This is a genomic window from Micromonospora lacuserhaii (genome assembly GCF_036902735.1).
In the GTDB taxonomy this organism is placed as follows: domain Bacteria; phylum Actinomycetota; class Actinomycetes; order Mycobacteriales; family Micromonosporaceae; genus Micromonospora.
In genome coordinates, this window is sequence record NZ_JBAKHO010000040.1 from 14,059 (window position 1) to 32,125 (window position 18,067).

Consider the following 18,067-nt stretch of genomic DNA (forward strand, 5'->3'; position numbering starts at 1 on the left):
CCCGATGAGTCTGCGGCGTCGACGCCTCGCGGTGGCCTGCCGGATCGCGATCGTGGTCAGCGTGCTGGCCGGGATCGTGCTCACCGCGCTCGGCCCGGCCACGATCACCGGCCTGCTGCCGTACTTCACCATCCAGAGCAACGTGGCGGTGGGGCTCTTCGCCGGCTACGCCGCCTGGCGGGCCTGGCAGCGGCAGCCCGAACCGCCGTCAGCGCTCAAGGGGGCGGTCACCCTCTACATCACCATCACCGGGGTGGTGTACCACCTGGTGCTCGCCAACCCCGCCAGCCCGTTCGCGATGACCCAGCCCGAGCGGGCGCTCGGCGAGGCGCTGGGCAACCAGTTCCTGCACACCGTCGTGCCGGTGCTCGCGATCGCTGACTGGGCGCTGTTCGACCAGCGGGGCCGGCTGCGGTTCCGGCACGCCGCCTGGTGGCTGGCGTTCCCGCTGGCGTACCTGGGCTTCGCGCTGCTGCGCGGCCTGGTCGTGCACCGCTACCCGTACCCGTTCATCGACGCCGGGCAGCTCGGCTACGACGGCGTCTCGGTCAGCGCGGTGTTCTTCGCCTTCACGTTCTGGCTGCTCGGCCTCCTCTTCGTGGGCCTGGACCGCGGCCTGCCCCGCCGGGGCGCGGCCCGGCCGGCCGACGGGCCCGCGCCGGGCCCGAGCGTCGGACCCGCGCCGGCAGCCGTCCCCGGGAACGCCATGGTGCCCGGTCAGGGCGCGGCGCCCGAGGACGCCGCCGGCAGCGCGACGGACGCCCCGGTCGGGCAGCGCTGACCGGCGGGCACCCGGTCGGCACGCCTTCCTGACCGCCGTCGGCGGCCGACCGGTCAGCGCAACCGGCCGCGGTGGCCGCCGTCGGCGGCGGCGGACCGGTCCCGGCCGTACGCGTCGGAGTGCCCCCACCGGCCGGGGATGTCCAGCAGCTCGATCCACCCGAAGCCCTCCGGCAGAGCGGGCTTTACCAGCAGGTTCTCCCCGCAGGGCCGCAGCCCGAGGATGGTGCCGAGCAGCATCAGCAGCGCGCCGGCGGACCAGGACTGGGGCCGGCCGGCGGCCGGCAGCCGCACCGGATACTTGGTCACCGGGCGCGGGTAGCCGGCGATCACCTCGGGCAGCGAGTCGCCGAGCCGCTCCGCCACGGCGAAGATGCCGGCCGCGACCCGGGCCGCCTCGTCGTCGTGGTGGTAGCGACGCAGCCCCGCCGCGACCAGCGAGTTGTCCGAGGGCCAGACCGCACCCAGGTGCGCGCCCACCGGGTTGTACGGGAGCTGCCCGTCGGCCATGGTGCGTACCCCCCAGCCGGAGAAGAGCTCCGGCCCGAGCAGGTGCGCGGCGAGCGCCGCCGACCGTTCCGCGGGGACGATCCCGCTCCACAGCAGGTGGCCGAGGTTGGAGGTGAGCGTCTCGACCGGCGTGCCGTCCCGCTCCAGCGCCAGCGCGTAGTGCTCCCGGTGCGGCAGCCAGAAGTCCCGGTTGAACCGCTCCTTCAACGCGGCCGCCTCCTGCTCCAGCCGGTCGGCGTAGGCGGGGTCGCCCCAGAACTCCCGGGCCAGCCGGGCGCCACGGATCTTCGCGTCGTACGCGTACCCCTGGAGCTCGCAGGTCGCCCGGGGGAAACCCGGCTCGCGGCCGTCGCGGTGCACGATCGCGCGAGGCGAGTTCTTCCAGGTCTGGTTGACAAGCCCGTTGCGCAGGTTGCGCCGCTGGTAGCGCAGGTAGCCGTCGCCGAGCAGGTCGCCGTAGCCGTCGATCCAGTCCAGTGCCATCCGGGCCGGGTGGCACAACTCCCGGACAAGTTCGACGTCCCCGGACCACCGCTCGTACTCGTCGAGCAGGATCACGAAGAGCGGGCTGGTGTCGGCTGCCCCGTAGTAGACCGCGGTGGGCTGGTCGTCGAAGGCGGCGGACTCGCCGTAGCGCAGCTCGCAGAGGATCTTGCCGGGCTCCTCGTCGTGGTAGTCGTCCAACCGGCCGCCCTGCAGCAGGGCGAGCAGGCGCAGGGTGGTCGGCGTCAACTCGGGGGTGAACGGCAGCGTCTGCAGGCAGGTGACCATGGCGTCCCGGCCGTAGAGCGCCATCGCCCAGGGCATGCCGCCGACCGGCACCCGCCCGGGGTACGTCAGCGGCACGTACCGCAGCGCGGCCAGGTCGGTCAGCGCGCCCTCGTACACCGTCGGGAGGATGTCCCGCTCGGCCACCAGGTGCGGCGCCCGGCCCAGCCACTCCCCCAGCTCGGCGCGCATGTCGTGGCGGGCCTGCTCCCGGTGCGACTCCAGGCTGGACCGCAGGTCGCGCCCGGCCTCGCCGCGGATGGTCATCCCGACGTGCAGGTCGGTGATCCACTGCCCTCGCGGCGGGACGGTGATCCGGAACGAGATGCCACCCTCGTCGACGTTGCCGGGGGCGGTGGTGGAGACGATCGCCTCCCGGGCGAACCGTTCGCGCTCGTAGCGCAGCCGCAGCATCCCGTCCGCGGAGGAGGCGCTCATCGTCGTCAGCCGGGGCACCGGGCTGCGGATCTCCGACGTGTCGGCGAAGTCGGCGCCGATCTCCATCCGGACCAGGAGGTCGGCCGGCTCCGCGGAGTGGTTGAGCACGGTGATCCGCTCGTTGAAGCTGTCGTCGATGGAGCGGTGCCGGATCACCGTGACGTTCGCGTCGACGTAGTGGCTGGCCGTACCGGGGACGAGGAAGAACCGGGTCTCGAAGTAGGTCATGTCGTCGCGGGACAGCGCGTGCAGCCGCTCGCCGTCGACGGTGAGCACCCAGCGAGAGATGAACCGGGTGTCGAAGGAGAAGAGTCCCACCGGCGCGTGCGGGTCGATCTCCATGTCGCCCTGGGCGTCGCTGACCGCGAAGGCGTTGCCGGCGACGACGTGGACCAGTTCCTGCCTCACCGGTGCACGTCCCGATCCCGGCCGACCTCCCGGGGATGCCGCGCCTCGGCCGGGCCGGGGAAGATCCGGCGCAGCAGCGTCAGCAGCCGCATGTCGCCCTGCACGGTGAGCTCGTTGCGCAGCAGCGCCGCGGCCAGGTGGGTCCGCCCGCCGGCGATCCGGTCGAAGACCTCCCGGTCGGCACGGATGACCAGCTCGGCGTCCGCGGCGGAGCGGGTGACGTCCACCCGCTGGTCGTGCACGGTGAGGTACCAGTGCTCGGTGCGGCCGTTCTCCTCGCGCATGTCCAGGCGCAGCGTGCCGGGAATCGCCTCGGGCAGCTCCGGACGCCGCTCCGGGCCGAGCTGCTCCAGCTGTTCCACCGCCGATGTCGCCACGGCCGCCCTCCCTCCTCGCGGTTCCCGTCCGGCACGATCGCAGCCACCGGGGTGAGCGGGGCTCACCCGGATCGGGTGAACCGGCCGCCGGGCCGGGGGTGGGAACCGGTTCGATCCGGGGTACGGCAGGAGCGGGAGGGCGGGATGCGCGCACTGGACGATCCCCGGCTGGACCGGGTGCTGACGGCGCTGCTGGCCATGCAGCGGCAGTCGTGGGAGCAGGGAGTGACCGGGCACGCCCTGCTCGACCTGGGTCGCCCCGAGGAGGCGGTGCTGCTGGCCGACGCCGCGGTGACCCGACAGCACCCCGACGGCCGGCTCGGCGACGTCTCCGGCGAACCGGGCGCCGTCAACGGGGCAGCCTGCGGCGAGGCGGTCCGGCACGCCGCCCGGACCGATCCCGGCGGCCGCTGGTCGGCGGCGCTGGACCGGCAGCTCGACTGGTTGCTCACCCGGGCGCCCCGGGCCGCCGACGGGACCCTGTTCCACCTGCTCGGCAGCCGGCAGGTCTGGGCCGACACCGTCTACATGGTGGTGCCGCTGCTCGCTCTCTGCGGACACCCCGACGCGGCGGCGGACCAGCTGGACGGCCACCGCCGCCGGCTGTACGACGAGCCCAGCGGCCTCTACGCCGCCCGCTGGGACGAGGACTCGGGGCGGCTGGAGCACCCTCAGCACTGGGGCACCGGGGCCGGTTGGGTAGTCGCCGGCATCGCCCGGGCGCTCCGGCTGCGCGCCGACTGGCCGGCCGGGCGGCGGGACGAGCTGGTCGGGCACGCCCGGGCGGTGCTCGACGCCACGCTGGCCCACCGGCGGCCCGACGGGCTCTTCCACGACGTCCTGGACGACCCGGCCAGCCACGTCGAGACCAACGTCGCCCAGATGCTGGCCTACACCGCGCTGACCGGCGCCGCCGACGGCTGGCTCCCCCCGTCGTACGCGGACACCGGGCGGGACCTGCTGGCCACCGCAGACCGGCAGGTCGACCGGTACGGGCTGGTAACCCCGGTCAGCGGCGCGCCGGACTTCACGCACCCGGGCACCTCCGCCGAGGCGCAGGCCTTCCACCTGCTCGCCCACGCGGCCCGACGCCGGGCCGGCGGCTGACGCCGGGACGGGCCGGCACCGTTGCGCCGGGCGGAGCGCCCTCAGGAGCGGATCAGACCGCGGACGTAGCTGGCCTGGCCGACGTGCTGGAGGTCGTCCTCGGCCACGCTGACCAGCCGGACGCCGAGCGTCACCGGCGGATCCCAGGCCTCGTCGACCACCCGGTCCAGGTCCGCCGCCGTCAGGCCGGACAGGAACTTCCGGGTCCGGCCGGCCACCGCCTCGTGGTACCCGACCAGCGCCTCGGCGCTCTGCGGGCGTACCGCGGCGACCTGCTCGGGGCCGTGGGCGTAACCCGTGTCGTCGGGGTCGGCGGGCAGGCCGAAACGGGCCGGCCAGCCACCGGTGATCCAGATCTGCTCCGCGCCGAGCAGATCGGCGACGTGGTGGTCCTGGATCCGGGTCAGGTGCCAGACCAGCCAGCCGACCGGGTTGGCACCCGGCCCGGGCGCCCGGCGCAGCTCGTCCGGGCTGAGCCCCTCCACCGCCGCCCGCACCAGGGCGGGCAGCCGGTCGTAGATCTCGGTGAGCAGGTCGTCGACGTTCACCAGCCACTCCTTCTCAAGCGGACCCGACTCTGGTACCGCGGACCGGGGCCGGCAAACCCGGCCGTAGGGTGATCACGTGGTCGCGGCCCTGGAGCTGTATCTGGACACCGACGCCACCCGGCGCATCCGGGTGCTCTGGGACGCGTTGGAGGCCGAAGGGGTGCAGAGCCTGCGCTCCCTGCTGGCGCAGCGGCACCGGCCGCACGTCTCGCTCGCCGTCGCACCCCGCTTCGACCCCGCCCGGGTGGCCGAGGCGCTGGCGGGAACGGTGGTGGCCGCGCCACTGCGGCTCAGCTTCCAGCACGCCGGCCAGTTCGTCGGCCGGGTGCTGTGGCTCGGCGTGACGCCCACCGCCGAGCTGCTCGCCCACCACGCGCTGGTGCACGACCGGCTGAGCCGGGCCGGCGTCGAGCTGCTCGAGCACTACCGGCCGGGGCGGTGGGTGCCGCACTGCACGCTCTCCATGCGGGTGCCCAACACGCTGATGGCTGCCGCCGTCCGCCGCTGTCTGGAGGTGCTGCCGATCGAGGCCACCGTGGTCGGCGCCGCCCTCGCCGACCACGCCCGCAACATCTCCCACCCCCTCCCCTGACCACCCCACCCCCCCTGACCCCACCCCCCTGGTCGAGTTGACCAAGGAGTTTGGGCACGGATCAGGCCCCGAAAGGGACCGAAGCCTCTTAATCAACGAGGCGGAACCGGGGGCAGTGGTAGTGGGGGCGGGTCAGGGGTGGGGGTTTAGGTCGAGTTGGAAGGTGGGGTAGTCGGGCTGGGGGCAGGGGTCGCCGCGGTGGCCGAGCCGCTCGTAGAAGGGCGCCGCCCGCTCGTGGTGCGCCTGCCACTCCAGGTGCCGTACCCGCTCGCCGGCCCACTGCCGCACCGCCGCCAGCAGCGCCCGGCCCACCCCGCCCCGGCGCAGCTCCGGCCGGACGTAGAGGTCGTGCAGCCGGGCCGTCCGGTGGTCGTCGCCGCCGCGCAGGTGCGGGCCGTGATCCTGGGCCGCCGCGTAGCCGAGCAGCTCGCCACCGGCCTCCGCGCCGAGGATCACCCAGCGCGGGTCGGCGAGCAGGGTGGCATACCGGCCGCGGTGCACCTCGGGCGGCTCGTCGGTGACGCCCATGTCGCGCAGCATCGGCCACAGCGCCGGCCAGTCGCCCTCGGTCAGCGGCCGTACGGTGATCGTCATCGCCGTACCGTAGCGGGGGCGGGGGGAGTTGCCTCCCCGGTCCGGAGCAGGTCTTCCGGTGGTGGCCGCCGGCGGGCACAATCACCTCCGACCGGTGTCGCGACCCCGGCGGCGAGCGGGCCGTGCGGGCTGAAACGTCGACTCTTGACCGAGAGGACGACGTCCGTGCATCCCCTGTTGCGGCGGCTCGACGCGCTCGCCGCCCACCTGTCCACCCGGCCCGACACCGTGGCGCTGCTCGGCCTGGGCTCGGCCGGCGTCGCGAACGACCGGCTCGACGCACACTCCGACCTGGACTTCTTCCTGGTCGTCGCCGACGGCGCGACGCACCGGTACGTGGAGTCGATCGACTGGCTGGAGGCCCCCTGCCCGGTGGCGTACAGCTTCGCCAACGAGCGCAACGGCCGCAAGGCGCGCTACGCCGACGGGGTCTTCGTCGAGTACGCGGTCTTCACCGTCGCCGAGCTGGCCCGGCTGCCGTTCACCGGCGCGCGGGTCGTCTGGCAGCGCGACGACGCCCCACCCGGGCTGGCCGACCGCGGGCTGCCCCCGGCCGGCCCGCCGTACGACACCGTCGAGTTCCACCTGAACGAGGCGCTGACCAACCTCTACGTCGGCCTGCACCGGGAGCTGCGCGGCGAGCGGCTCACCGCGGCGCGGTTCATCCAGTCGTACGCCGTCGACCGGGTGATCAATCTGCTCCGGCTCACCGGGGAGGGCGGGGCGCACCGGCGGGACCCGTTCGACCCGAGTCGCCGGGTCGAGCAGGCGTACCCGCCGGAGCTGCTGCCGCTGGCCGCAATGGCCCCCGGGTACGCGGGGAACCGGGCCGCGGCGGCGGTCACCCTGGCCTGGCTCGAGCAGCGCTTCGCCGTGCATCCGGTGCTCGCCGGCGCGATCCGCGAGCTGCTGGACGCCGCGGACGGCTGACCCGGCGGTCAGCGCTGCTCGTGGCGCAGGGCGATCGCGGTCAGCGCCAGCCCACCGTCCACGGTGTACCGACCGTGGAAGGTGCCGACCGGGCGGCCGGCGATCAGCGGACCGGGCACCAGCAGCCGGGCGGCGAACACCCCGTCGCGGGGGTCGAAGGTGATGTCGGCCTCGGCGAAGTCCAGCCAGCGCCGGGTCAGCGGGAACCACGCCTTGTAGACGGCCTCCTTGGCGCTGAACAGCAGCCGGTCCCAGCACACCCCGGGGCGCTCGGCGGCGACCTGGGCGGTGCGGGCCCGCTCGGCGGGGAGCGCGACCGCGTCGAGCACCCCGTCGGGCAGCGGGGCGTGCGGCTCGGCGTCCACCCCGATGGCGGCGAAGGCGTCGACCCGGCCGAGCACCGCGGCCCGGTAGCCGTCGCAGTGGGTCATGCTGCCGACCACCCCGGCCGGCCATCTCGGTGCGCCGCGCGGGCCGGGCAGGATGGGCGCCGGGGCGTACCCGAGGTCGCCCAGCGCCCGGCGCGCGCAGTGCCGCACGGTGGTGAACTCCCGCCGCCGCTTGTCGACGGAGCGGGCGACCAGGGCCGCCTCCTCGGGGTGCAGGACGGCCCCGGCCGGGTCGCCGAACGCCTCGGCGACGGCCACGCCGGACGGCAGGATCCGCTCGATCACCCGGCCGCGCCGCCGCGCCGGGCCAGGAAGTTGGTGCGCACCTCACCGGCGATGAAGTCCGGGTCGTCGAGGATCTCGCGGTGGAACTCGGCGGTGGTCCGCATGCCGCGGCCGCTGATCCGCAGCTCGTCGAGGGCGCTCCGCATCCGGGCCAGGGCGCGCGGCCGGTCCGGGGCCCAGGCGATCAGCTTGGCGATCATCGAGTCGTAGTGCGGCGGGATGACCGCGCCGGGCTGGCAGTGCGAGTCGACCCGGATGCCCGGGCCGCCCGGCGGGCGGTAGACGTCGAGGCGGCCAGGCGTCGGCGCGAAGTCACGCTCGGGGTCCTCGGCGTTGACCCGGCACTCGATCGCGTGGCCGGTGAGGGTGATGTCGGCCTGCTCCAGGCCGAGCCGCTCGCCCGCCGCCACCAGGATCTGCTCGCGGACCACGTCGATCCCGGTGACCAGCTCGGTGACCGGGTGTTCGACCTGGATCCGGGCGTTCATCTCCATGAACCAGAACGCGCCGTCGTCGTCGAGCAGGAACTCCACCGTGCCGGCGCCCCGGTAGCCGAGCGCCTTGACCCCGCGCAGGGCCACCTCGCCCATCTCGTCGCGCAGCGCCTCGTCGAGCGCCGGCGAGGGGGCCTCCTCGACCAGCTTCTGGTGCCGCCGCTGGACGGAGCAGTCCCGCTCCCCCAGGTGCACCGCGTTGCCGTACGCGTCGGCGAGCACCTGGATCTCGATGTGCCGCACCGACGGCAGGTACCGCTCCAGGTAGACCCGGTTGTCACCGAGCACGGCCTGGGCGCTGGCCCGCACCTCGTGGTACGCGGAGAGCAACTGGCCCGGCTCGTGCACGGCGGCGATCCCGCGGCCGCCGCCACCGGCCACCGCCTTGATGATGATCGGGTAGCCGATCTCCTGGGCGACCGTCGCCGCCTCCTCGAACGAGGCGACCGGCGCGGTGGTGCCGGGGAGCAGGGGCAGCCCCGCCGCGGCCATCAGGTGCCGGGCGGTGGTCTTGTCGCCGACCGCGCTCATCACCTCGGGCGTCGGCCCGATGAAGGTGATGCCGTTCTCCGCGCAGATCCGGGCGAAGTACGGGTCCTCCGAGAGGAACCCGTAGCCGGGGTGGATCGCGTCGGCGCCGCTGCGCAGCGCCGCCCCGACCACGTTGGGGATGCGCAGGTAGCTCTGCCGGGCCGGGGCGGGCCCCACGCAGACCGCCTCGTCGGCCAGGGCGACGTGCAGCGAGTCGGCGTCGGCCGTCGAGTGGACGGCCACCGTGCGGGTGCCCAACTCGCGGCAGGCGCGGATGATCCGCACCGCGATCTCACCGCGGTTGGCGACCAGAATCTTTCCGAACATTGCGCCATCCGTCCTCGACGGTCTCAGCTCTCCGTCACCAGGTCGAGCAGGGGCTGCCCGAACTCCACCATTTCCCCGTCCTTCACGTTGAAGGCCGCGATCCGGCCCGCCCGGTCGGCCACGACCGGCGTGAAGAGCTTCATCGTCTCGATGATCCCGACCTGCTGGCCGCCCTCGACCAGGTCGCCGACCTCCACGAACGGCGCGGCGTCCGGCGACGGCCGTCCGTAGAAGGTGCCGACCAGGTCGGCGACGATCGCGCTCCGACCCTCGTCCACCCGGTCCACCGGCTCGCCGACCGGCGTCGCCACCACGGCGACCGCCGGTTCCCCGGCGGCGTGCCACTCGACCTCGATGGTGGCGCCGTCGAGCTGCACCATCACCCGGCTCAGCGGCCCGGGCAGCCGGCTCACCACCGCCTGGATGGCCGAGCCCAGCTCGCCAGCGTTCCACCCGCCGTCCTTCACCACTGTCGTCACCGCTTCTCCCCTACCGTCAGGACCGCCTGCCGTTCCGCGTCGCCGAAGGCCGCGAAGCGCGCGTAGCGCTGGGCGATGAGCTCCTCCGGGGACAGCGCCACCAACTCGTCGAGGGTCGCCGCGAGCACCGAGCGGACCCGCTGCACCGTGCCCGGCCGGTCAGCGTGCGCGCCGCCGGGCGGTTCGGCCACCACCCCGTCGACCACGCCGAGCCGCAGCAGGTCGCCCGGGGTGATCCCGAGCTGGGCGGCGGCCCGGGGGGCGAGCGCGGCGTTCTTGAACAGGATCGTGGCGCAGCCCTCCGGGCTGATCACCGAGAAGTACGCGTTCTCCAGAATCAGCACCCGGTTGGCCACCCCGATCGCGAGCGCCCCGCCGCTGCCGCCCTCGCCGGTGACCACCGACACCACCGGCACCGGCAGGCCCGACATGTGCTCGATGCTGCGGGCGATGGCGTAGCCCTGCCCGCGCCGCTCGGCCTCGATGCCGGGGTAGGCGCCCGGGGTGTCGATGAGGGTCACCAGCGGCAGGCCGAAGCGGGCGGCGTGGGTCATCAACCGGTGCGCCTTGTGGTAGCCCCAGGGCTGCGGCATGCCGAAGTTGCGCCGGACGAGCTCGGCGGTGTCGTGCCCCTTCTGGTGCCCGAGCACCACCACCGTCCGGTCGCCGATCCGGGCCAGCCCGCCGACCAGCGCCGGGTCGTCGCCGCCGCCGAGCCGGTCGCCGTGCAGCTCGACGAACTCGTCGAACGCGCCCCGGCAGTAGTCCAGGGTGGTCGGCCGGTCGAGGTTGCGCGCGGTGGTCACCAACGCGGTCGGTTCGACGGCCGGCACCCGGGCCGGCTCGGTGAGCAGGTGCGGGGAGCGCGCCGCCGGGGTCACCGGGGCGGCCGGGGCGTGCAGCCGGACCAGCCGGGCCAGCGTCGCCCGCAGGCTCTCCCGGGGTACGACCAGGTCGACCTGGCCGTGTTCGGCGAGGAACTCGGCGCTCTGGAACCCGGCCGGCAGCTCCACCCGGATCGTCTGGCGGACCACCTCCGGCCCGGCGAAGCCGATCCGGGCGCCGGGCTCGGCGACGATCACGTCGCCGAGCATCGAGAACGAGGCGGTCGCCCCGCCGTACGTGGGGTCGGTGTTCAGGTTGACGGTGAGCACGCCGGCGTCGTGCAGCCGGCGCAGCTCCTGGCTGGTCTTGGCGAGCTGCATCAGCGAGACCGCGCCCTCCTGCATCCGGGCCCCGCCGGAGGTGGAGATCAGCAGCAGCGGCACCCGGTCGGCCAGCGCCCGCCGGGCGGCCCGGGCGATCAGCTCACCGGCCACGCTGCCGACGCTGCCGCCCATGAAGGCGAAGTCGAGCGCCGCCACGACCAGGGGCAGGCCCTCGATCCGGGCGGTGCCGGCCACCACGGCGTCGGCCCGGCCGGTGCGCGCCCGGGCCTCGGCCAGCCGCCGGGGGTACGGCTTCGCGTCGACGAAGCCGAGGATGTCGCGGGGTTCCACCTCGGTGCCGAACTCCGCCAGGCTGCCCGGGTCGAGCAGCATGTTCAGCCGGGTGGGCAGGTCCAGCCGGGCGTGGTGCTGGCAGTCGGGGCAGACCCGCAGGTTGTTCTCCCAGCGCAGTCGGTACTGGAGTTCGCCGCAGCCCGCGCAGCGCAGCCAGTCGTCCTCCCCGCCGCCGAAGGGCGAGCTGGGCCAGCCGGGCCGGGTCACCGGCTCCACGGTGGTCATGCCGGCACCGCCCGGGTGTGGGCCGGTGCCGTGGCGTCGGTCTCGACACCCACCAGGGCGAACCGGTGGCCGGCCGGGTCACGGACCACGCCGCTGATCCCGGCGGTCGGGCGGGTGTCGCCCCACCGCTCGACCGTGCCGCCGGCGGCGACCGCCCGGGCCAGCACGGCGTCCGGGTCGTCGCAGCGCAGGGTGAGCAGCACCGCGTCGTCCGGGGCCGCGTCGACGGTCTCGGTCACTTCCAGCCGGTACGGGCCGAGCTGCAGCTCGGCGCCGAGGACGTGGCCGTCGAGCAGGCACTCGCGGCGCGTCTCGGTGGCACCGAGGACGTCGGCGTAGAACGCGATCGCCGCCGCGCTGTCGGGTACCGACAGCCGGTGGCATGACGGGAATCCCCCCGAACCCATCGCGCGCCTCCCTTCCCTTGTCGACGATGAGGCGCACCCGGCAGGTCCGGTGACACCGCACGGACGATCGCCGGCGGATCCGGGGCGAGATCTACGCTCTTCGATAAGCGCTCCTCATCTGCGGGGAACGTTATCCATGTCACAGGTGCCTGGATACCCTTAGACGCACCCCTAGGCGCCGCGCCCGACGACGGGCGTCGCGGGGGCGGATCGGTCCGGGGCGGGGCCGGGCCACCACCCGTCGACGGCCGCGACGAGCTGCCCGGTCCACTGCCGCAGCAGCCCCCGCCCCTCGTCCGCGGTGGCGCCGGTCGGATCGCCCAGCACCCCGCTCGGGCTCACCGCGCGCACCCCGTCGCGGCGCAGCACCGGCATCAGCTCGGCGAGCGGCCGACGGTCGCCGGGGCGCAGCGCGGCGCGGCGCACGCTCGCCGGGCGCAGGGCCAGCATCACCGAGGTCTCGGTCCGCCCGGCATGGCTGTCGTGCCCGGTGCCGGCCGGCGCCCAGGCGTACGCCCGGCGTCCCTCCCGGCGCAGCCGGCCCACTGCCCGCCGCAGCGGGACGGCGTTGCCGCCATGGCCGGAGACCACCAGCACGCCGGCGAACGCGTCGGCGGAGCGGGCCAGCTCCACCAGCACCAACTCCACCGCCTCGGGGCCGATGGACAGGGTGCCCGGGAATCCGGCGTGCTCCCCGCTCGACCCGTACGGCAGGGCGGGCGCCACCGTCACCCAGGGGCGCGCGGCGGCGAGCCCGACCGCGAGCGCGACCGCGACCTCGGTGTCCACCGTGCCGGGCAGGTGCGGGCCGTGCTGCTCGGTCGCGCCCAGGGGCACCACCAGCAGGCTGCCGGCCGCCCGCCGCGCGACCTCGGGCCAGGCCAGGTCCGCCAGGTGGTTCGGACCCTCGGCGTCCCGGCCCGCCGGACCGGTGCCGCTCACCGGCCCGACTCGCCGGCGGCGCGGGGATCGGCCGGGCGCTCGTCCACACCGTCGCGGCCCGGCCAGCCGGCGAGGTCCGGCAGGAGCGGGGCGAGGGTCCGGTGCCGCAGCGCGCCCCAGCACACGCCCGCGCCGTGGGTCAGGTCGTCGGCCAGCCGCAGCGCCACCCAGCGGAGCAGGTCGACGTCGGGGCGCTGCCGCTGCCAGTCGCGGACGTGCCGGGCGAGCACCGCGGCGAGCACGAGCCGGCCGCGCCGGCTGGCCAGCAGACCCGGCACCGCCACCGGCCCCCACGCCCGGACCAGGGCGTCGGCGAGGAGCCGGCCGGCGCCGAGGTGGCCGAGGACCGCGAGGCGCAGCGACTCCCCGGCCGGTACGCCGACCGCCGCCAGCTTGCGGGGCAGCAGCGCCGCCGTGACACCCGCCACGGCCAGCCCGGCACGCGGACGGCCCAACGCGATCGCCGCCCAGGCGACCCCGCTCCACGGCGACACCTTCACCGGGGTGACCGCGGTCCCGTGCCGCAGCGCCAGCGGCGCGGCGGAACTGCCGTAGGTGAACCGTTGCCGGGCCCAGGCGCGCCAGTCCGGGCGGGTGGCGTGCCGGACCCGGGAGGCGGGCTCGTAACGCACCCGGCCACCACCGGCGACCAACCGCCAGACCAGGTCGACGTCCTCACCGACCAGCATGTCCTCGGCGAAGCCGTCGAGTTCCTTCAGCGCCGACACGCGTACCAGCAGGGTGGCCGTGGGCAGGTAGGGCACCCGGCTCCACGGCCGCACCACCGCGCCGACCTCGCCCATGTCGAGGGAGGGCCGGGCCCGTTCGTACCGCTGCAGGAGGGTCGGGCCGGCGGTGCTGCACACCCGGGGGGCGACCGCGACCACCCGCGGGTCGGCGAAGTGCCGCAGGAGCGGGTCGAGCCAGCCCGGCTCGGGGGTGACGTCGGCGTCCAGGAAGGCCACCAGGTCGGTGCCGGCCAGCCGCCAGCCGGTGTTGCGGGCCGCCGCCGCGCCGCGCGGCCGGTCGTGTCGTACCGTCGCCCCGGGCAGCGGGGTCCGGGAGCCGTCGTCCACCACCACGGTGGCCAGCCCGTCGAGCGCAGGCAGCAGCCGGGCGAGGGCGGCGGCGTGGTCGCGTACCGGGACGACCGCCGTCACGTCGGCGGCCGTCGGGCCCCCGGATTCCCGGCGGGGGTGTGCCAGGCCGGCGTCGACCAGCCGGTCGGCCAGCGCGCGGTGCCGGGGTGCCGGACCGACCGGGTCGCCGGCCCACCAGCCGTGGACCAGCCGCGCCGCCGGGTCGGACAGCCGCAGCACCCGCAGCGGCGAGCCACCGAGCAGCACCCGACCGTCGCCGAGGCGGCGCACCCCCGGGTCGGCGTCGAGGTACAGGATGTCCCCGGTCATCTGACGACTCCCTCCGTCGGGGGTGCGGCGGGAGCGGCCGTCTCAGTAGACGCCGCACATCCCGTCGATCGAGACCTCCTCGACGAGCAGGTCCTCGTCGACGTCGGGGTGCGGGTCGGCCTCCGGCGCGGCGGTGTCAACGACGCCCTCGGTGCCGGCGGCGGTACGGATCTCGGTCATGGCGGCCGTCCTCTCCCTGGTCCCGCGGCCGGTACGCCGGCCGGCGACGTCCCGACGGTATCGGCTCCGGACGGCCGTGCCGCACCCCTAATCGCCCGTCGGTAGGGGTCCACCACTTCCACCGACGCCGCGCTTCCGCCATAGTGGATCCGGAGTCACCGTTGATCGGCCGTTCGGCTCCATTCGGCCGGCAGATCGGCTCCTCCATAGCAACCCAGGGACGACCGATCCCACCCTGTCGGCCACCGGCCGGCACCGGGGCGTTCGGGGCCCCGGCCCGTGACCGGCAGACGCCAGAAGTGGATGTGCACCGTGCGAATGCGACCCTGGCCCGAGGTGACCGCGTCCTTGCGGGAGGACGGCGAGCTCGTGCTGCGCTCCGGAGCGACCGGGGACCGGTTCCGGTGCCGCGGCGCCGGCGCCGCGATGTGGCTGGCGCTGCGGCAGCACGACGGGCACTGCGATGCCGCGGCCGACATGCTCGCCCGGATCTGGGAGGCAGATCCGGCCGACGTCCGCGCCGAGCTGCGCAGCTGGGCGGCGGAGCTCTGGGACGCCGGGCTGGTCCGGCCGGCCGCCTGACCCTCCGGCGCACCCGCCCGCCGGCCGGCACGGCACCGATTTGACGCTCGTCCTATACGTTTGTACATCGTGGACGTGTAGGCTGTGGCCCATGGGACATCGTGCGGAACTGCTGGTCGGGGCCAAGCGTTGCCTTGTCGAGAAGGGCTACGCCCGGACGACGAGCCGGGACATCGTCGCCGCGTCCGGCACCAACCTCGCCTCCATCGGCTACCACTACGGCTCCAAGGAGGCCCTGCTCAACGAGGCCCTGATCAGCGCCTTCCAGGACATCGGCGAGGAGTTGGCCGCCACGCTGGTCAACGACGTCGAGCCCGGCGCCGCGCCGATCGAGCGCTTCGAGATGATCTGGACCCGGATCATCGAGCAGTTCACCACCCACCGCCAGCTCTACCGGGCCAGCTTCGAGGTGTTCGCCCAGTCCGACCGCGCGCCGGAGGTGCGCGCCGCGCTGGCCACCGGCATGCAACAGGGTCGCCAGGGGCTGGCGTACCTCTTCCGGGCCCTGTCCGAGACCGGCGCCGACGACGACCCCGGGACCGCGCAGGCCGTCGGCTCGTTCTACCAGGCCCTGCTCACCGGCCTGATGGTGCAGTGGATGGTCGACCCGGACCACTCCCCCGACGGCGCCCGGATCACCCGGGCGCTGCGCATCATCGCCGCCTGGCACTTCCCGCCGTCCGGACGGGACGCCACCTCCGACCCGGTCTCCGGCCTCCCCGGGCAGCCCGGGCCTCGCCGCCACCCCCGGGACGGGGCGAGGCCCCTCGGCTGAGGAGCCTCGCGCCGCCCGGGCTCGGGACCGCTCAGCGGGCCTCGGGTCGCGCACCGACCTTTCCGGACCGTCGAACCCGGATGTCGCCGGAGGTGGTGCGGGCGTACACCGCGACGGTCGCGCCCGAGCGGTCACCGTCCCCGGAGTCCGTGAAGGCGTTGCGGACGTTGCCCGAGCGGGTCGAGGCGTCGACCCGGGCGGCCGAGCCCTCCCGGACACCGACCTGGAGGTCACCGGAGGTGGACTCGATCCGTACCGAGCCGCCGACGACCTCGCCGACGTCGATGTTGCCGCTGCGGACCTTCACCGTGACGTCGTCGGCGGCCTGCTCGACGGAGACGTTGCCGTTGGCGCCGTCGATCCGCAGCGGGCCCGCCACCTCGCCGAGCCGGACGTCGCCCGAGCTGATCTGGACGGCCGCCGACCCGTCGATGTCGCCGATCCGCACGTTCCCGGAACGGGCGGTCACGTCCACGTCGCCGTACGCGTTCCGGACGGTGACGTCACCACTGGACGCCTCGACGTTCAACGTGCCGGTGTCGTGCAGCTTGACGTTGCCGGAGCCGGCCCGGAAGGTGCAGTCGCCCAACCTTCCCTCGGCGTGGAAGTCACCCGAGGAGGTGCGGCCGGTCACGTGCGAGCCGGCCGGCAGGGAGATCGTCACGTGGACGGCGCCGTTGCGCCCGAACAGCCCGGACTCGCGCGGGACCCGCACCGTGAGCACACCGTCGGCGAAGCTCACCTCGGTCTGCTTCGCGGTGCGCTGGTCGGCGGGGCTCAGGAACAGGGCCGGCGCCACCTCGACGACGGTGTCCCGCCGGCTGCCCGCGACGAACCGGGCGTCGCCGGCCGGCAGATCGAGCGAGACGGAGATCGGGTGCGGGGTGTCGAATTCGCGCATGATGGTCCTCCTTGGTACGTCCTGCGGTGGATGATGGTGCGCTCGCCCGTGCGGAGGGCAACCCCGGCCCGCGCCGTTGCGGACCTGCCGCCCGGGGGCCGTGACTTTCCGTTACCGATCCGCTGCTCTACAACGGCGGTGACCGGCCCAATTCCGAAATCTGGGATCACACTCCGACATGACGGGTGGCGCCGATCCGACGAGGGATTGTTGACGACGGGACTTTCCAGCGAGCACCCATCGATCGCCGCCGAAGCTTGGCGCAATGTTTCCATTTCGTCAACGCTTATTACCGAACAGTAATTGTGAAAATGACAGGTTGGCTCTTTAGAACACTTCCCCGACCGCCCGCAAGAGCCCGGTCACATTGTCGCCACCCCATCATCCGATCCTCCAGAAAACCATAGACGAACGTTCCATACAGACATATAACTTGTCCGCAAGTTGCCACACCGGCCCGGCGGGCTCGACACCGGCGCACGGATCGTGCTAACCCCGCGCGGCCGCCGCGTCGAGGTCCAAGATGGCGTCCGGCGTGAGCAGGCGGGCCGGCGCGGAGCGGGGTGCGACGAGCCGGGGCCCGACCTCCGCGACGGCCGGGCTGGTGAGGACGACCGTGCCGCCGTCGGCGCGGTACCGCGTCAGGACGGTCTGCATCAGGGCCGCCGACAGGGCGTCCACCTGCGCGAACGGCTCGTCGAGGAGAAGAAGCCGAGGCCCGTCGAGCAGCGCCGCCGCCAACTGGAGCCGCTTGCGCATGCCCGGGGTGTACCGGCCGACCACTCCCCCGTCGAGCCCGCGCAGTCCGCACTGCCGCACCACGGTCTCCATCCGGCGGGCCAGGGTGGCGGCGGCCATTCCCCTTGACAGCCCCACCCACCTCAGCCAGTCCCGACCCACCACGTCCCCGGGCAGCCCGGCGTCGTCGGACAGCAGCCCCACCAGGCCCGCGGGCAGCGCCGGCGCCGCCCAGATGTCGATGCCGAAGACCTCGACCACACCCTCGTCCGGAGGAAGCAGGCCACCGACCATGGCGACCAGGGTGGACTTGCCCGCACTCCGCCCGCCGACGATCTCCAGCACGGCGCCCGCCGGCAGGGACGACGAGAGGTGGTCGACCACGACCTGGTCGCCGAACTGCTTGCACAGGCCCCGCAGGCGCAGCGCCGACGTGGACGCCGCCGGTCGCAGCTCGCCGAGCCGCTCCCGGGATTCCGGGGCCTCGACCAGGTCGCACACACGGGTCGGGAACATCGGGCGTCTCCTCTCGGCGGTCGGTCTGGGGAGCGACGTGCACGGGCCGTGACGCCGCCCGCGACCGCACCGAGAACACTAGGGCGGCCAACGGGTGGGCAGAACCGACCTATTCCGCGCATCCAGGTAGGTCTACCCCTACCCGGGGATCCGCCCGACCGGCGCCTTCGGACAGAGCGCCGGAGGCTGCGCGGGCCCACCCGAGAGCCGCGTCGACCCAGGTGGACGGCCCGATCGCGGCGTCCATCGTGCGGTGCCACCGCGGCGCGGCGAGCAGCGCCGGCCGCGTCGGGCCGGGGCGGGTGAACGGCCGTCGGCGATCATCGGCCGGGC

At 74.6% G+C, this 18,067-nt stretch carries 20 protein-coding genes; 6 read left to right on the top strand and 14 right to left on the bottom strand.

Annotated features, from left to right (window positions below; genetic code table 11):
• Positions 1–4: 4 nt before the first annotated feature.
• The gene (locus tag V6U81_RS21670; RefSeq protein WP_334491707.1) at positions 5–781 is read left to right on the top strand and encodes a Pr6Pr family membrane protein; all 777 of its coding nucleotides are present in this window, start codon (positions 5–7) and stop codon (positions 779–781) included.
• Between the two features lie 53 nt (positions 782–834).
• On the opposite strand, the gene V6U81_RS21675 is transcribed toward V6U81_RS21670, so the two are convergent.
• Complete coding sequence (locus V6U81_RS21675; RefSeq protein WP_334491708.1) at positions 835–2,904, bottom strand: amylo-alpha-1,6-glucosidase; 2,070 nt, start codon at positions 2,902–2,904, stop codon at positions 835–837.
• Positions 2,901–3,281 carry an SCP2 sterol-binding domain-containing protein gene (locus tag V6U81_RS21680; protein ID WP_334491709.1) on the bottom strand — a complete coding sequence of 127 codons (381 nt, stop codon included), beginning with the start codon at positions 3,279–3,281 and terminating at the stop codon, positions 2,901–2,903. Before V6U81_RS21680 ends, V6U81_RS21675 begins: the two co-directional genes overlap by 4 nt.
• 144 nt (positions 3,282–3,425) lie before the next feature.
• On the opposite strand from V6U81_RS21680, the gene V6U81_RS21685 reads away from it, so the two are divergent.
• A complete protein-coding gene (locus V6U81_RS21685) occupies positions 3,426–4,388 on the top strand; it encodes a glycoside hydrolase family 88 protein (RefSeq protein WP_334491710.1) in 963 nt (320 codons plus the stop codon).
• Positions 4,389–4,429: 41 nt separating this feature from the next.
• Here V6U81_RS21685 and V6U81_RS21690 read toward each other — a convergent pair whose 3' ends face one another.
• A complete protein-coding gene (locus V6U81_RS21690) occupies positions 4,430–4,936 on the bottom strand; it encodes a mycothiol transferase (protein WP_334491711.1) in 507 nt (168 codons plus the stop codon).
• 76 nt (positions 4,937–5,012) lie between these two features.
• Between V6U81_RS21690 and V6U81_RS21695 the strand changes: the two genes are divergently transcribed.
• The gene (locus V6U81_RS21695) at positions 5,013–5,528 is read left to right on the top strand and encodes a 2'-5' RNA ligase family protein (RefSeq protein ID WP_334491712.1); all 516 of its coding nucleotides are present in this window, start codon (positions 5,013–5,015) and stop codon (positions 5,526–5,528) included.
• 132 nt (positions 5,529–5,660) lie between these two features.
• On the opposite strand, the gene V6U81_RS21700 is transcribed toward V6U81_RS21695, so the two are convergent.
• Positions 5,661–6,122: a GNAT family N-acetyltransferase gene (locus V6U81_RS21700; RefSeq protein WP_334491713.1), complete on the bottom strand. Its 462-nt coding sequence runs from the start codon at positions 6,120–6,122 to the stop codon at positions 5,661–5,663.
• 165 nt (positions 6,123–6,287) lie between these two features.
• On the opposite strand from V6U81_RS21700, the gene V6U81_RS21705 reads away from it, so the two are divergent.
• On the top strand, positions 6,288–7,052 hold the full coding sequence (locus V6U81_RS21705; protein WP_334491714.1) for a hypothetical protein: 765 nt from the start codon (positions 6,288–6,290) through the stop codon (positions 7,050–7,052).
• A gap of 8 nt (positions 7,053–7,060) precedes the next feature.
• Here V6U81_RS21705 and V6U81_RS21710 read toward each other — a convergent pair whose 3' ends face one another.
• The 8 genes from V6U81_RS21710 to mftA form a co-directional block, all read right to left on the bottom strand.
• A complete protein-coding gene (locus V6U81_RS21710; RefSeq protein ID WP_334491715.1) occupies positions 7,061–7,726 on the bottom strand; it encodes a 4'-phosphopantetheinyl transferase family protein in 666 nt (221 codons plus the stop codon).
• Entirely contained in the window at positions 7,723–9,078 is a 1,356-nt protein-coding gene (accC, locus tag V6U81_RS21715; protein WP_334491716.1) for an acetyl-CoA carboxylase biotin carboxylase subunit, read from the bottom strand. Before accC ends, V6U81_RS21710 begins: the two co-directional genes overlap by 4 nt.
• Before the next feature lie 23 nt (positions 9,079–9,101).
• Positions 9,102–9,557, bottom strand: a complete 456-nt coding sequence (locus tag V6U81_RS21720; protein WP_334491717.1) for an acetyl-CoA carboxylase — start codon at positions 9,555–9,557, stop codon at positions 9,102–9,104.
• The gene (locus V6U81_RS21725; protein WP_334491718.1) at positions 9,554–11,284 is read right to left on the bottom strand and encodes an acetyl-CoA carboxylase carboxyltransferase subunit alpha; all 1,731 of its coding nucleotides are present in this window, start codon (positions 11,282–11,284) and stop codon (positions 9,554–9,556) included. Before V6U81_RS21725 ends, V6U81_RS21720 begins: the two co-directional genes overlap by 4 nt.
• Positions 11,281–11,691 (bottom strand): VOC family protein, encoded by a 411-nt coding sequence (locus V6U81_RS21730; protein WP_334491719.1) that lies wholly within the window; start codon positions 11,689–11,691, stop codon positions 11,281–11,283. Before V6U81_RS21730 ends, V6U81_RS21725 begins: the two co-directional genes overlap by 4 nt.
• 171 nt (positions 11,692–11,862) lie before the next feature.
• Entirely contained in the window at positions 11,863–12,633 is a 771-nt protein-coding gene (mftE, locus tag V6U81_RS21735) for a mycofactocin biosynthesis peptidyl-dipeptidase MftE (protein WP_334491720.1), read from the bottom strand.
• Positions 12,630–14,042: a mycofactocin biosynthesis glycosyltransferase MftF gene (gene mftF, locus V6U81_RS21740; RefSeq protein ID WP_334491721.1), complete on the bottom strand. Its 1,413-nt coding sequence runs from the start codon at positions 14,040–14,042 to the stop codon at positions 12,630–12,632. The genes mftE and mftF overlap by 4 nt, the downstream gene beginning before the upstream one ends.
• A 42-nt stretch (positions 14,043–14,084) precedes the next feature.
• Complete coding sequence (gene mftA, locus V6U81_RS21745) at positions 14,085–14,222, bottom strand: mycofactocin precursor MftA (protein WP_334491722.1); 138 nt, start codon at positions 14,220–14,222, stop codon at positions 14,085–14,087.
• Between the two features lie 336 nt (positions 14,223–14,558).
• Between mftA and V6U81_RS21750 the strand changes: the two genes are divergently transcribed.
• Positions 14,559–14,804: a PqqD family peptide modification chaperone gene (locus tag V6U81_RS21750; protein WP_334491723.1), complete on the top strand. Its 246-nt coding sequence runs from the start codon at positions 14,559–14,561 to the stop codon at positions 14,802–14,804.
• A gap of 91 nt (positions 14,805–14,895) precedes the next feature.
• A complete protein-coding gene (locus V6U81_RS21755; RefSeq protein WP_334491724.1) occupies positions 14,896–15,579 on the top strand; it encodes a TetR/AcrR family transcriptional regulator in 684 nt (227 codons plus the stop codon).
• Between the two features lie 31 nt (positions 15,580–15,610).
• On the opposite strand, the gene V6U81_RS21760 is transcribed toward V6U81_RS21755, so the two are convergent.
• Positions 15,611–16,480 (bottom strand): DUF4097 family beta strand repeat-containing protein, encoded by an 870-nt coding sequence (locus V6U81_RS21760; RefSeq protein ID WP_334491725.1) that lies wholly within the window; start codon positions 16,478–16,480, stop codon positions 15,611–15,613.
• 489 nt (positions 16,481–16,969) lie between these two features.
• On the bottom strand, positions 16,970–17,734 hold the full coding sequence (locus V6U81_RS21765; RefSeq protein WP_334491726.1) for an ATP-binding cassette domain-containing protein: 765 nt from the start codon (positions 17,732–17,734) through the stop codon (positions 16,970–16,972).
• Positions 17,735–18,067 lie beyond the last annotated feature (333 nt).

What these genes read in the sequence shown, in the direction of transcription:
- V6U81_RS21670 (WP_334491707.1), top strand. Translation starts at nt 5, where the DNA reads ATGAGTCTGCGGCGTCGACGCCTCGCGGTGGCCTGCCGGATCGCGATC.
- V6U81_RS21685 (WP_334491710.1), top strand. Translation starts at nt 3,426, where the DNA reads ATGCGCGCACTGGACGATCCCCGGCTGGACCGGGTGCTGACGGCGCTG.
- V6U81_RS21700 (WP_334491713.1), bottom strand. Translation starts at nt 6,122, where the DNA reads ATGACGATCACCGTACGGCCGCTGACCGAGGGCGACTGGCCGGCGCTG.
- accC (WP_334491716.1), bottom strand. Translation starts at nt 9,078, where the DNA reads ATGTTCGGAAAGATTCTGGTCGCCAACCGCGGTGAGATCGCGGTGCGG.
- V6U81_RS21725 (WP_334491718.1), bottom strand. Translation starts at nt 11,284, where the DNA reads ATGACCACCGTGGAGCCGGTGACCCGGCCCGGCTGGCCCAGCTCGCCC.
- V6U81_RS21730 (WP_334491719.1), bottom strand. Translation starts at nt 11,691, where the DNA reads ATGGGTTCGGGGGGATTCCCGTCATGCCACCGGCTGTCGGTACCCGAC.
- mftF (WP_334491721.1), bottom strand. Translation starts at nt 14,042, where the DNA reads ATGACCGGGGACATCCTGTACCTCGACGCCGACCCGGGGGTGCGCCGC.
- mftA (WP_334491722.1), bottom strand. Translation starts at nt 14,222, where the DNA reads ATGACCGAGATCCGTACCGCCGCCGGCACCGAGGGCGTCGTTGACACC.
- V6U81_RS21755 (WP_334491724.1), top strand. Translation starts at nt 14,896, where the DNA reads ATGGGACATCGTGCGGAACTGCTGGTCGGGGCCAAGCGTTGCCTTGTC.
- V6U81_RS21760 (WP_334491725.1), bottom strand. Translation starts at nt 16,480, where the DNA reads ATGCGCGAATTCGACACCCCGCACCCGATCTCCGTCTCGCTCGATCTG.
- V6U81_RS21765 (WP_334491726.1), bottom strand. Translation starts at nt 17,734, where the DNA reads ATGTTCCCGACCCGTGTGTGCGACCTGGTCGAGGCCCCGGAATCCCGG.